The following is a 14,016-nucleotide window of genomic DNA, read 5'->3' as shown; positions in this document are numbered from 1 at the left end:
TACGACACCTGTGACCGGGACGTCAGCTCGGCCTGCTCGCAGATCTATCCTAAGTCGCGGATCGAGACCGGTTGGACGGCTTCTCGCAGGAAATCCGCCAGTTCGGTCAGTGCGGCGGCCGCGGGACCCACGAGCGCGGCCTGCAGCTGCGCGACGTGCCATAGCCCATTGCTCTCAGTAAAGCTGGCATGTACGCCCGCCGCCCGCAACGCCGTCACGAATTCGACACATTGCGGATGCAGCAACTCGCTGACATCGACCTGCACGTAGGTCGGCGGCAAACCCCGCAGTTCACCATGTAGTGGTGCGTAGCCGGTGTCCTTGCCGTCCCCATCGCCCAGATAGGCCGCGGCGCACGCGCGCGACCAAGCTCGGTTGATCACCAGATCCCGGAACTTGTCCGGGGCCTGATTCGGGTCGACCCACGGCGCGATCAGACCGAGCGCCGCGGGGGTGTAGCCGTGTTCGGCGATGAGCCGCTGTGCGGTGGCAAGCGACAGTCCGCCACCTGCCGAATCGCCCGACAGCGCGATCTGATCGGGCCGGTAGCCGATATTGCCGACCAGCTCCAGGAAGGCCGATTCGGCATCCTCGAGCCCGGCCGGGAACGGGTGCTCAGGTGCCAGTCGGTAGTCGAGAACATAGACGGCGCAACCGGTTTCGTGCGCCAGCCGGGCGGCCAGCGAGCGATGTGTCGCCAGTGATCCGACCGCGTAGCCGCCGCCGTGCAGGTAGAGCACCGCGCCCGCGTTCAGGTTCGGCCTGGCCGAGCCCGCGGTGATTCGTTCTGCGGGTCGACCGCCGAGGCGGAGTCGGTGCACGGTCGTGCTCGATGGCAGAAACTGTGCGCGCGAGCCGATTTCGAGCAGCAGCCGCTGCGTCCGCCAGGGCAGTCGCGCGTTCAGCGAGACCCGGAAGATCGGACCCAGCAGCGCCCGCGCTACGGGTAGCGGAAGGTTGATGTCACGCATGGGTTTTCCTCGATTCCACGCGCTGGTTCAGGGTAGGAAGGGGCGGTTCACCGCGGCGGCGATGCGCTGGTAGCCGGAGGCGGTGACTCGGACGAACAGGTCGAGCACCTTGGCCTCCCAACCGATCAGCACGCGGCCGTGTCCCTTGCGGACGCCCTCGGTAATGGTCTGCGCGGCCATTTCCGGTGTGTGAATAGCCAGCTTCTTGTCGAAAAGCGATGCGGCGCTCTGGCTGTCGATGCCCTCGGCGTAGGTGGCGTTGCGGGCCACGGCGGTCTTGATGCCGCCGGGATGCACACAGGTCACCTTGACCGGATGCTTGCTTACCAGCATCTCCTGGCGCAGCGATTCGGTGAATCCGCGCACCGCGAATTTGGCTGCGTTATAAGCACTCTGGCCCGGGACCGCGATGAGACCGAACAGACTGGAGACATTGACGACGTGTCCGTCGCCGGATTCGATCAGCAACGGCAGGAAGGCCTTGGTGCCATTGACGACGCCCCAGAAGTCGACGTCCATGATGCGCTCGATGTCCTTGAACTCCGAGCGGATCACCTCGCCGTGGTAGGCGATGCCTGCGTTGTTGTAGATCTGGTGCACCTTGCCGAAGTGCGCTTTCACGGCGTCGGCATACAGCAGTACTGCTGCACGCTCGGTGACGTTCAGCCGGTCGGATTTGATCTCGGCCCCGTACGCCTCGCAGCGGCGGACGGTCTCTGCCAAACCGTCGGTGTCGATATCGGAGAGCGCGAGCTTGGCGCCGCGCTTGGCGAGGTTTTCGGCGAGGGCGCGGCCGATGCCGGAACCTGCCCCGGTGATCACACAGACCTTGCCCTTGAAGTAAGCGTCATTGCTCACTGTGCTGCCACCACTTTCAGATCGTTTCGGAAGCTTTCGACGCTAGTTGTCTCATAGGCGGAGACGTCGAAATTCTTTGTAATCCTGCGGAATTCGAAGGTGAAGTCCGGCCAGAGCGTCGTGTTGTTGCCGTGCTTGTCCAGGTACCAGCTGGCGCAGCCGCCGGTACTCCATACGCTCTTCACCAGTTTGCCCTGCAGATCCTTGTTGTAGGCGTCCTGCGCCGCGCGCTGCACCTCGACGGTGCGCAGGCCGAGGCGGTCGATGGTGGCCAGGGCGTCGGCGATGTAGTTGATCTGCGATTCGATCATGTACACCATCGAGGTGTGGCCGAGGCCGACATTCGGGCCGAGCAGGAAGAACATATTGGGGAAGTTGGCGACGGCCGAACCCTTGTAGCCCTGCTGGCCGATCTCGTCGAATACCTCCGCCAGCGTGCGACCGTTCTTGCCCGAGATGGCGTTGTAGGTCGGCGAATCCGTGACGTGGAAGCCGGTCGCGACGATGAGTGCGTCGATTTCGCGCTCGGTGCCGTCTTTGGTGACGATGGAGTTGGCGCGTATCTCGGCGATGCCGTCGGTGACCACGTCCACATTCGGGCGGCTCAGCGCCGGATAGTAGTCGTTGGAGATCAGCATGCGCTTGCAGCCGATCCGGAAGTTCGGGGTGACCTTCTTGCGCAGCTCCGGATCGCGAATCTCCAACTGCAGCTTGGCTTTTGCGATCAGTTCGAAGGCCCGCATAAGTGCTGGAACCTTAGCGAGGCCGACGACCTGGGTTTCGCGTGTGGCGTAGATGGCGGCGCGGGATAGTCGCTGGAAGCCCGGGATGTGTCGGAAGGCAAGGCGCTCCGGCAGAGTGTAGGGGCGGTCCATGCGGGGCAGCAGCCAGGGCGCGGTGCGCTGGTAGACGTCCAGGTGCGCGACCCGCGGTGCGATGGACGGCACGATCTGGATGGCCGAGGCGCCGGTGCCGATGATGGCGACGCGCTTGCCGGTCAGATCGGCGTCGTGGTTCCAGCGGGCCGAGTGGCAGATCTCGCCCTCGAATTCGTTGATGCCCTTGATATCCGGGAGTGCGGGCTCACACAGCGCGCCGACCGCGGACACCACGGTGTCGGCGGTGAACCTGCCCTGGGTCGATTCGATATGCCAGAGGTTGGTGGCGTTGTTCCAGCGGGCCGCGGTCACGTCGCAGTTGAACAGGTGTTTGTCGAGCACGTTGTATTCGCGCGCGACGCCCTGGATGTACTGCTGGATCTCGCCCTGCTTGGAGAACGAGCGCGACCAGTTCGGGTTCGGTGCGAACGAGTACGAGTACAGGTGCGACGGCACGTCGCAGGCCGCGCCCGGGTAGGTGTTGTCGCGCCAGGTGCCGCCGACATCGCTTCCGCGTTCCAACACGAGGTAATCGTTGCGGCCTTGCTTGCTCAACCGGATTGCCAGGCCCAGACCAGCGAAACCGCTGCCGATGATGATGGTCTTGACATGGCGGCTGCCGACAGCTTTGTCTGTAACCTTGCGACTCATATAACCCAGACTACGATCCTATTGAGCATGAGTCAACAGTATTGACCGGCGTTCAGTAAGATGGCCCCGTGAGTAGTCGAGGCACCGTCAAACGCACCCGGCTCAGCCCGGACGAACGCCGTCTACAACTGATCACCCTGGGTGCGAAGATGCTCGGCGACCGCGCCATCGAAGACATCTCGATCACCGAAATCGCAGGGGAAGCCGGGATCTCCCGCGGCCTGCTCTTTCACTACTTCCCAACCAAACAGGACTTCCAACTGGCGATAGTCCGCCATGCCAATGCCGAGCTAATGGAGCGCGTCGCGCCCGATCGCACCCTCGGAGTATTCGAGATGCTGCGCGATTCGATCGAGCGCTACATCGAGTACGTCGGCGAGAACCGCAATTCCTATGTATCGCTGCTGCGCGGCCCGGCCAGCGTGAGCGCCGAGGTGCTCCCCCTAGTCGACCAGACCCGCAATGCCATCATCGACCTCATCCTGACCGAAGTGCCCGTCGATATCCCGGACTCCGACCGCCCCCGCCTCGTCCTCGCCATGCGCGGCTGGATCGCCTTCGTAGAGGAAACCACCCTCACCTGGCTCCGCCACGAAACCATCACCCGCGAACAGTTGGTCGATCTTCTTGTCGAATCCCTACTCGCCCTGGCCCTTTCACTGAACCCCGCGCTGGCCGCCGCGCTACGCGGGTGATCTGCGGGCGATTCGTTACAGCCCGCTGGCCGCCTGACCGAGGCGCGCCTCGATATCCTTTCCGCCAGCAAACGCAACCGCAGCTGGGCCGCAGTCGATGTCCTGGCCGAGTTGGATGCTCTCGGCGCTGCCATCGGCAAACGGACGACGGAACATCTGTGGAGAGATCGAGCGGCGGATATCCTGACGTATGGGTCTGTCTCGTCGGCAGCTGTTGAGGGTGGGTACGGCTGGATCGGTTGCGGTGCTGGTGGGGGCGTCGGCGGCGAGCAGTGGGCGGTTTCGGGCGCCGCGGTGGTTGAGAGATCCGTTCACGTTAGGGGTGGCTTCAGGGGATCCGCTGCCGGATGGGGTGGTGTTGTGGACGCGGTTGGCGCCGGATCCGTTGGCGCCGGACGGGCTCGGGGGGATGGCGCAGCATCCGGTGACTGTCGATTACGAGGTTGCGCACGATGAGCAGTTCCGGCAGGTGGTGGCGCGGGGGAGTGCGATCGCAACACGCGAACTCGCACATACGGTGCATCCGGAGGTCGGGGGACTCGAGCCGGATCGCTGGTACTTCTATCGATTCCGCGCGGGTTCGGCGATTTCGCCGGTCGGTCGCACCCGAACGGCTCCACCGAGCGGACAGCCCACTGCGCGAATGCGATTCGCGTTCGCGTCATGTCAATCGTGGACCTCCGGCTACTACACCGCTTATGAGCATATGAGCGCCGAAGACCTCGATCTCGTTGTGCACCTCGGGGATTACATCTACGAACGCGGCTGGAACCGTGGTCGCGAGGGGATGTCGGTGGAGCCCTATCTCGCCGCAGAAGCGGTCGATCTCCCCGGCTACCGACTGCGCTACGCGCAGGCCAAGGCCGAACAACCGCTGCGCGCCGCGCATGCGGCCTTCCCGTGGCTGGTCACCATGGACGACCACGAGATCGACAACAACTGGTTCGCCGACCACCCTGGCCTCGGCCTCGATATCTACCGCATCCCCGCCCTGTTTCGCCGCCGCAAAGCCGCCGCCTTCCAGGCGATGTACGAACATCAGCCACTGCGCATCGCGGCTATGCCGTCCGGCCCGACCATGCGCATTCATCGCCGCTACACCTTCGGCGACCTCGCCGACATCACCATGCTCGACACCCGCCAATACCGCACCGGCGGAGCCTGCGGCAACGGCAATATCGGCGACGACTGTCCCGGCCGACTCTCACCCGACCGTTCGATACTGGGTGCACCACAACGAGATTGGCTGCTCGACGGCCTAACCGGCTCCACTGCGCGCTGGCAGATCCTCGGCAACCAGGTGGCCATGGCCAAATCCGACTACGACCCAGGCCCCGGCACCAATTTCGGCACCGACGCCTGGGACGCCTACGTAGCCGACCGCAATACCGTCCTCGCCACCGCCGCCGCCCGCGACATCCACAACCTCGTCGTCATCACCGGCGACCGCCACCACAACTACGCCGCCGACCTCCGCCCCGATAACGCCACCACCCCCGAATCCCCGGTCGTAGCAGCCGAATTCACCGGCACCTCGATCACCACCGGAGGCGACGGCACCGACATGAACCCCACCGGCCGCAACCTCCTAACCGCCAACCCGGACATGAAGTTTTTCAACTCCCAACGCGGATACGTTCGCGTCGATCTCGACCATTCCTTGTGGCGGACCGATTTTCGCGTCGTCCCGTATATCCGCCGCCCCGGCGCCCCCATCCACACCCGCGCGAGTTTCGTTGTGCAAGACCGAGTACCAGGTGTGGTTGCGGCATGGCGCCCCGATGACCACACCGACCAGGCCGCTGACCCTGGTACAGCAGGTCCGGCACCACGCTGAGCCGTGTGCTGAATCCGGCCGGACCCGAGCGGTCGGAAACGACAACGCCGGGCCGAATCACTCTGGGGGAGAGTGGATTCGGTCCGGCGTTGGGGCAGCGGAAACCTACGCGGTGGGCTCGAAGGCCTCGGCGACGATTTCGGCTTGCTCCACGGCGTGAACCTTGGACGAACCCGAGGAGGGTGCCGACATGGCCCGGCGGGAGATGCGGCGGAGTTTGGTGAAGCGCTCCGGGAGGAGTTCCGGGAGGTTCAGGCCGAAGAAGGGCCAGGCGCCCTGGTTGGCCGGTTCCTCTTGGACCCAGGCGATATCCGTCGCATTCGGATAACCAGCCAGTGCCTCGTTGAGGCGGAACTTGGGCAGCGGGTAGAGCTGCTCGATGCGGACGATGGCGACGTCTTCGCGCTTCTGCTTGGCCTTTTCGGCGACCAGCTCGTAGTAGAGCTTGCCGCTGGTGAGCAGTACGCGCTTGACCTTGCTGCGGTCGCCGATGCCCTGTTCGTAGGTGGGCTCATCGAAGACCGAGCGGAACTTCGACTCGGTGAAGTCCTTCAGGTCCGAGACCACGGCCTTATTGCGCAGCATCGACTTCGGGGTGAAGACGATCAGCGGGCGGCGGATGCCGTCGAGTGCGTGGCGGCGCAGCAGGTGGAAGTAGTTCGCCGGGGTGGACGGCACGGCGACCGTCATCGAACCCTCGGCGCACAGCTGCAGGAAGCGCTCGATGCGACCGGAGGTGTGGTCCGGGCCCTGACCCTCGTGACCGTGCGGCAGCAGCAGCACGACCTCCGACAGCTGACCCCACTTGGCCTCACCGGAGGAGATGAACTCGTCGATGATGGACTGCGCGCCGTTGACGAAGTCACCGAACTGCGCCTCCCACAGCACGAGTGCGTCCGGGTTGCCCAGCGAGTAGCCGTATTCGAAGCCGACGGCGGCGTATTCGCTCAGCGCCGAGTCGTGCACCGCGAACCAACCCGGGTTGGAGCTGCCGATGTTGTGCAGCGGGGTGTATTCCTCGGCCGTCTTGCGGTCGATGATCACCGAGTGACGCTGGGTGAAGGTGCCGCGACGCGAATCCTGACCGGTCAGACGCACCGCGCGACCCTCGTCGATCAGTGTGCCGAAGGCGAGCAATTCGGCGAAGGCCCAGTCGACCTTGCCCTCGTAGGCCATTTCGCGCCGCTTCTCCAGCACCGGCTTGACGCGCGGGTGCACATTGAAGCCGTCCGGCACGCCGAGGAAGGCGTCGCCGATGCGCTGAAGCACGGTCTTGTCCACGGCCGTCACGATGGTGGTGGGCACCTGCTGGTCGTCCTCGACCGATTCGCTCGGTTCCGGGACGTACTTCTCCAGCTCGCGAACCTCATTGAAGACCCGCTCCAACTGACCCTGGTAGTCACGCAGCGCGTCCTCGGCCTCTTTCAGCGAGATGTCGCCACGGCCGATCAGGCTCTCGGTGTAGGCCTTGCGCACCGAGCGCTTGGTGTCGATGACGTCGTACATGTACGGCTGGGTCATCGACGGGTCGTCGCCCTCATTGTGGCCGCGGCGCCGGTAGCAGATCATGTCGATCACGACGTCCTTGCGGAACTTCTGGCGGAAGTCCACCGCGAGACGCGCCACCCAGTCGCAGGCCTCCGGGTCGTCACCGTTCACGTGGAAGATCGGTGCGCCGATGAACTTCGCGATATCGGTGGAGTATTCGGTGGAGCGGCTGTTCTCCGGTGCGGTGGTGAAGCCGATCTGGTTGTTCACCACGATGTGGATGGTGCCGCCGACGCGGTAACCGCGCAGGCCCGACAGGTTCAGCGTCTCCGCGACCACACCCTGACCCGCGAACGCGGCGTCACCGTGCAGCATCAGCGGCATGACGGAGAAGCCCTCCGGCCCGTCGCCTTTGTCCAAAAGGTCTTGCTTCGCGCGTACCAGACCCTCGAGCACCGGGTCGACCGCCTCGAGGTGCGACGGGTTGGCGGTCAGCGAGACCTCGATCTCGTTGTCGCCGAACATCTGCAGGTAGGTACCGCGCGCGCCGAGGTGGTACTTCACGTCGCCGGAGCCGTGCGTGGCGGCCGGGTTCATGTTGCCCTCGAACTCGGTGAAGATCTTCGAGTACGGCTTGCCGACGATATTGGCGAGCACATTGAGGCGACCGCGGTGCGGCATGCCGATGATGACCTCGTCGAGCGAATGCTCGGCGCACTGGTCGATGGTGGCGTCCATCATCGGGATGACGGTTTCGGCGCCCTCGAGCGAGAAGCGCTTCTGGCCGACGTATTTGGTCTGCAGGAAGGTTTCGAAGGCCTCCGCCGCGTTCAACCGGTTCAGGATGTACTTCTGCTGTGCGACAGTCGGTTTGACGTGCTTCTGCTCGACCCGCTCCTGAATCCACTGCAGCTGCTCGGTCTCCAGGATGTGGGTGTACTCCACACCGACGTGGCGGCAGTAGGCATCGCGCAGCACCGAGAGCACATCGCGCAGCTTCATCCGCTCCTGGCCGTGGAAGCCCGCGACATCGAAGGTGCGGTCCAGGTCCCAGAGAGTGAGGCCGTGCTGGGTGACATCGAGGTCCGGGTGGCTGCGGAACTTGTCCTTGACCAGCCGCAGCGGATCGGTATCGGCCATCAGGTGGCCGCGGTTGCGGTAGGCCGCGATCATCTCGAGCACGCGGGTGCTCTTGTCGACACCGCGTTCCTTGACGTCCTTGCGCCAGCGCACCGGCTCATACGGCACGCCGAGGCCGTGGAAGATCTCGTCGTAGAACTCGTCGCTGATCAGCAGGTTGTGGATGGTCCGAAGGAAGTCGCCGGATTCCGCGCCCTGGATGATGCGGTGGTCGTAAGTCGAGGTCAAGGTCATCAGCTTGCCGACGCCGAGCTCGTTGATGCGCTCGTCGCTCATGCCCTGGAATTCGGCCGGGTACTCCATCGCGCCGGCGCCGACGATCGCGCCCTGGCCCGGCATCAGCCGCGGCACCGAGTGCACGGTGCCGATGGTGCCCGGGTTGGTGAGCGAGATGGTGACGCCGGTGAAGTCGTCGATACCGAGCTTGCCGTCGCGGGCGCGGCGCACGATGTCCTCGTAGGCGGTGTGGAACTGCCCGAAGGTCATCGCCTCGCAGCCCTTGATGGCCGCGACGACCAGCGAGCGGTTGCCGTCCTTGCCCGCCAGGTCGATGGCGAGACCGAGGTTGGTGTGCGCGGGGGTGATCGCGTTGGGCTTGCCGTCGATCTCGGCGAAGTGCCGGTTCAGATTCGGGAACGACTTGACCGCCTGCACGATCGCGTAGCCGAGCAGATGGGTGAAGGAGATCTTGCCGCCGCGGGTACGGGCCAGGTGATTGTTGATGACCAGGCGGTTATCGATCATCAGCTTCGCCGGAATGGCGCGCACGCTGGTCGCGGTCGGGATCGCCAGCGACGCGGACATGTTCTTGACCACCGCGGCGGCCGGCCCGCGCAGGACCTTCGCCTCGTCGGCCGCAGTGTCCGCGGGCTTCGGCGCGCCAGAGGTGGGCGCGGCATTCGAGGTCGGCGCGGGAGTCGTCTGCGGCGCGCGGGCGGTGGGCTTCGCTGGGGCGGGAGGCTTGGGCGCGGCGGGCGCGGGTGCTGCCGGGGCGGCGGCCACCGCGGCCGGGGTCGCGTTCACCTGCGCGGGAGCCGGTGCCGGGTTGGCCGCCTGCGCGGGTGCGGCCGCGGGCGCGGCGCTGTTACCAGAATCACCCGGGACTTCGGGCGTGTAATCGGCGAGGAACTCGTGCCAACTCTCATCGACGGAAGATGGATCCTGTTTGTATTTTTGATACATCTCATCGACTAGCCACTGGTTCTGTCCGAACTGGGAAGTTGAGCTGCTCACAGCAGGTGTTCGCCTCATTTCGTTCTTCGCGCTGCGACGTTTGTGACGTGCCCGGCACGGGGATCAGCGGATGCGCGCCGATGCGCCCTCTCTGAGGATAGGCCCAGCAGTAAATCAGTGGATCGACTGACCGCCGGACAAACCCGATCCCAAAGATGACGACCCGTCCTCACCCGAGAATATTCCCCCCGTTTCGCTGGCCGCCGCCCAGAGCTGGGCATAGGGGCCACCGGCCGCAACCAACGTGTCGTGCGGCCCGATTTCGGCGATCCGCCCGCGTTCCACGACGGCGATCCGATCGGCTCGCGCGGCGGTGCCCAGGCGGTGCGCCACGACGATGGTGGTGCGGCCGCGAGTCAGCGATCGGCTTGCTACCAGCACCGACGCCTCGGTCTCCGGATCGAGGGTGGCGGTGGCCTCGTCGAGCAGCAGCAGATCCGGACGGACCAGTTCGGCTCTGGCCAGTGCGATCAGTTGGCGTTGGCCTGCCGAGAGGCCGCGGCCGCGCTCGCCGATCGGATGGCGCATGCCCTGCGGTAGCGCGGCGATCATATCGGCCGCGCCGACGGCGGTGGCGGCCGCCGCGATCTCGGCTTCGGTCGCGGAAGGTTTCCCGAATGCAATGTTGCTGGCGACATCGCCGGTGAAGAGGTGAGCTTCCTGCGGGACGATGCCGAGCCGGCCGCGGTAGTCGGTGAGGCGGTAGTCGCGGATGTCGATGTCGTCGACCGCGATCGCGCCCTGGGTGTCGCGCGGCAGGTCGTAGAGGCGGGCCAGCAACTTGACGATGGTGGATTTACCCGCGCCCGTCGGTCCGACCAGGGCCAGCGTGGATCCGGCCGGGATCCGTAGCGAAACTCCGTCGAGGGCGGGCTTCTCGGTGCTCGGATAGTGGAATCGGATGTCGTCGAGGACGACCTCGCCACGCAATCCGTGGTCGATGGCGATCGCATCCGGTGGATCGGTGGCGATGGAGGACGGGGTGCGCAGCAGGTCGCCGATGCGGCGCAGGCCGACGCGCGCCTGCTGGTAGCCGTCGAAGACCTGGGACAATTGCAGGATCGGGCCGAAGAGCAGCTGTAGGTAGAGCACGAAGGCGATCAGTGTGCCCGCGGTCATGGTGTTCTCGGCGACTTCGCGCGCGCCGAAGTACACGACCGCGGCCAGTGCCAGATCGGCCCAGGCGATGACGAAGGCGAAATACATGGCGATCGCGCGCTGGGCGCGCATCCTGCTGGCGCGGTAGCGATCGGAGTATTCGGCGAAGCGGCGGGCGGCGATCGGCTCGTGTCGGTTGGCCTGGACGGCGCGCAGCCCGGCGACATTCTCCTGGAAATCGGCATTGACGGTCGAGACGTGTTCGCGCGAGACGGTGTAGGCGGTAGACGAGACGCGGCGGAACAGCGCTGTCGCCACCAGCAGCGGCGGCAGCGCGATCAGTACCACCGCAGCGAGCGAGGCATCGATGACCAGCAGCGCGACCGCGATGCCGACCAGGGTGAGCAGGCCGATCAGGGTGGTCGCGACGCCGGTTTGCAGGAAGGTCGACAGTGCGTCTACGTCGGTGGTCATCCGGGTCATGATGCGACCGGACAGTTCGCGCTCGTAGTAGTCCAATCCCAGCCGTTGCAGATGGGCGTAGCTGCGCACGCGCAGGCCGTAGAGGACGCGTTCGCCGGTGCGGGCGGTGAGGACGGTGGTCGCCGCGCCGACCGCGAGACCGAGTACCACCAAGACCGCACCGAGCACTCCGGCTCTGGCGAGCGCGCCCGAATCATGGCCGCTCACCCCGGAATCGATGGCGTATCGCACGATCGGTGGGAAGGCGACGCCGATGAGGGTGTCCAGTGCGAGCAGGGTGATTACGGCCAGGACCAGCCAGCGCACCGGACGTAGGAGGCGAGCGAGCCGAAATCCGGGATCTGGTTGGCGCAGCTGCTCATCGTCCGAGCCGGGTTGTTCGGTGGCCGGTGGCAGATGTTCGATGGTGCGGCGCAATTCGGGGGTCTCGCTGAGATCGGCTGCGGCGCCGGAGAAGCCGCCTGGGCCGCTGGTGGGTGTTGCGGCGCGGGCGAAACCTGTGGTGCGCCCGGCACCGATAGCCGTTGTGCGCCCGGGATCGGTGGCTGTGGTGTGCGCGGCACCGGTGGCTGTGGTCGGTTCGGGATCGGTGGCTGTGGTGTGCGCGGAGCCGGTGGTTGTGGTGTGCGCGGCGCCGGTGGTTGTGGTGTGCGCGGCGCCGGTGGTTGTGGTCGGTTCGGGATCGGTGGCTGTGGTGCGCGCGGAACTGATGGTTGCGGTGCGGGCGGCACCGGTGGCTGTGGTGCGGGTGGTGCGCTTGGCATCAGCTGACGCTTGGGTGTCAGCGCCTGTGGCTTCGCCGGTGGCGTATGAGACCGGACCGGGAAGCCGGATCACCCGATCCGCGTGCGCCAGTGTGGATTCCCTATGCGCCAGGATCAATGTCGTGCGTCCACCCACATCGGGCAGTTTCTCGAAGATGGCCGCCTCGGTCACGGCATCGACCGCGGAGGTCGCGTCATCGAGTACCAGAATCCGTGGCCGCGCCAAAAGCGCTCTGGCCAAAGCGATTCGCTGCCGCTGCCCGCCGGAGAGTGTCAATCCGCGTTCACCGACAACGGTGTCGTAGCCGTCTGATAGTTCGGTGATGAACTCGTCGGCCGCGGCAAGCTTTGCGGCATAGCGGATTTCGGCATCGGTAGCCGCTGGTCGACCGAGGGCGATGTTGGCGGCGATGGTGTCGGAGAACAGGAACGGATCGTCGAACACCACCCCGATCGCGCTCCGGAGATCGGTCGCCCGCAGATCCGCGATATCCACGGCGTCCGCATTTCGCGGGTCTGCCCGCACCGTCGAGCCGTTCGCGGGGCCGCCGAGCTGTGGATCGAAGGGTGCTGCCAGAGGCGAGTCGGCGGTATCGACGGTTCGTTTCTTCGCACCGGTGAATTCACCTGCGATGGTGCCCGGTTCGGCTCCGAAGAGGCGGATGCTGCCGGAGTCGGGGGCGTAGAAGCGGGGGAGAAGCAGTGACAGCGTCGACTTTCCGGAGCCCGCAGGGCCGATGATGGCAACGGTTTCGCCGGGCCGCACGGTCAGGTCGAGGTCACGCAGGATGGGCTGTGAGGGATCGAATCCGAAGGTCAGCGAATCGATTTCGATACCCAGAGGCCCATCGGGGAGGTCGGCCGGGGCAGGCGGGTCGGCGATTTCGGGTGCCGCGTCGATAACCTGGTAGACACGCTCGGCCGCGGCCCTGGTGAGCTGGGCCATGATCACCACAGACGACATGGTTCGGGTGGTCACGGTCATAGTCGTGACATACGCGGAGAAGGCGAGAAACGTGCCGATACCGATAACGCCGTGCAGGGCGAGCAGGCCGCCGACAACGATCACCGCGACCAGCCCGGCTTGCGGAATCGTGGTCACCACGGGGGCGAAGCGCGCATTGATCTTGGCGGCGCGCATGCGCTCGGCGTAGAGAACGCGCCCGTGCTCCTCCAGCACGCGCACCATCCGAGCTTCCTGCCCGAAGCCCTTCACCACCCGCACGCCGGTGACGGTCTCTTCGACATGCTGCGCGACCTCGGCTGCGCGCTGCTGCGCCGACCACGTCGCCGCGTACAGGCGCGGCCGCATCCGATATACCAGCACCGCGATGGCGGGGACCACCAGCAGAGCGACGGCGGCCAGCGGCGGCGACAGCCACACCATGACCGCGGCCGCCAGCAGGAACTCCAGCAATGCCAACCCGGACAGCGGGACCATCGCCAAAAGGCCCTGCACCAACTGCAGATCCGTGATCGAACGCGATACCACCTGCCCGGTGCGCAGGGCGTCCTGCCCGACGCCGTCCAGTCGCTGCAACGAAGCGAGCAGGCTGACACGCAACGAATGCTGCACATCGAGGGAAAGCCGTCCGGCCAACATACGTCGTCCGAACGCCGCCGAGAACCGGCCCAATGCGACAAGCGCGAGTAGCGCCGCGATCGTCCCGATGACGGAGGTGTCACCGACTCCGGCCGCATCGACCGCCCGCTTGGTCAGCAGTGGCGCGGAGATCTCGACCACTGCTCCGGCCACCAACGCGATCGCGATGCCCGTGACCGTGCCCCGGTGGCTCCAACACTCGGTCCACAGTCTGCGCATCCAACCCATACCGCGCTCGGTCACTTCCGCTGCTCACCCCGTCTTGTCGTGCTTGTACCGACGGTAATGACACGTGCCGCACCGCAGTTTGTTCCCCG

At 65.7% G+C, this 14,016-nt stretch carries 7 protein-coding genes; 2 read left to right on the top strand and 5 right to left on the bottom strand.

Annotation, left to right across the window (positions count from 1 at the left end):
* Positions 1–44: 44 nt before the first annotated feature.
* From ACIBI6_RS18350 to ACIBI6_RS18340, 3 genes are read right to left on the bottom strand one after another with little or no spacing between them, the layout of a single operon-like run.
* On the bottom strand, positions 45–971 hold the full coding sequence (locus ACIBI6_RS18350; protein WP_364344270.1) for an alpha/beta hydrolase: 927 nt from the start codon (positions 969–971) through the stop codon (positions 45–47).
* A gap of 27 nt (positions 972–998) precedes the next feature.
* A complete protein-coding gene (locus ACIBI6_RS18345) occupies positions 999–1,829 on the bottom strand; it encodes an SDR family NAD(P)-dependent oxidoreductase (RefSeq protein ID WP_364344266.1) in 831 nt (276 codons plus the stop codon).
* Positions 1,826–3,358 carry an NAD(P)/FAD-dependent oxidoreductase gene (locus ACIBI6_RS18340; protein ID WP_364344263.1) on the bottom strand — a complete coding sequence of 511 codons (1,533 nt, stop codon included), beginning with the start codon at positions 3,356–3,358 and terminating at the stop codon, positions 1,826–1,828. Before ACIBI6_RS18340 ends, ACIBI6_RS18345 begins: the two co-directional genes overlap by 4 nt.
* A gap of 68 nt (positions 3,359–3,426) precedes the next feature.
* On the opposite strand from ACIBI6_RS18340, the gene ACIBI6_RS18335 reads away from it, so the two are divergent.
* On the top strand, positions 3,427–4,053 hold the full coding sequence (locus ACIBI6_RS18335; RefSeq protein WP_364344260.1) for a TetR/AcrR family transcriptional regulator: 627 nt from the start codon (positions 3,427–3,429) through the stop codon (positions 4,051–4,053).
* Between the two features lie 190 nt (positions 4,054–4,243).
* Positions 4,244–5,890, top strand: coding sequence for an alkaline phosphatase D family protein (locus ACIBI6_RS18330; protein ID WP_364344252.1), 1,647 nt, complete (start codon positions 4,244–4,246; stop codon positions 5,888–5,890).
* 105 nt (positions 5,891–5,995) lie between these two features.
* On the opposite strand, the gene ACIBI6_RS18325 is transcribed toward ACIBI6_RS18330, so the two are convergent.
* Together ACIBI6_RS18325 and ACIBI6_RS18320 are read right to left on the bottom strand one after the other, a co-directional pair.
* Positions 5,996–9,769 carry a multifunctional oxoglutarate decarboxylase/oxoglutarate dehydrogenase thiamine pyrophosphate-binding subunit/dihydrolipoyllysine-residue succinyltransferase subunit gene (locus tag ACIBI6_RS18325; RefSeq protein ID WP_396957173.1) on the bottom strand — a complete coding sequence of 1,258 codons (3,774 nt, stop codon included), beginning with the start codon at positions 9,767–9,769 and terminating at the stop codon, positions 5,996–5,998.
* 96 nt (positions 9,770–9,865) lie between these two features.
* Positions 9,866–13,927, bottom strand: a complete 4,062-nt coding sequence (locus ACIBI6_RS18320; RefSeq protein ID WP_396957349.1) for an ABC transporter ATP-binding protein — start codon at positions 13,925–13,927, stop codon at positions 9,866–9,868.
* Positions 13,928–14,016: the final 89 nt, after the last annotated feature.

The sequence above is a fragment of the Nocardia sp. NPDC050412 genome, from assembly GCF_044458825.1.
In the GTDB taxonomy this organism is placed as follows: domain Bacteria; phylum Actinomycetota; class Actinomycetes; order Mycobacteriales; family Mycobacteriaceae; genus Nocardia.
This window is presented reverse-complemented; position numbering and strand designations above follow the sequence as displayed.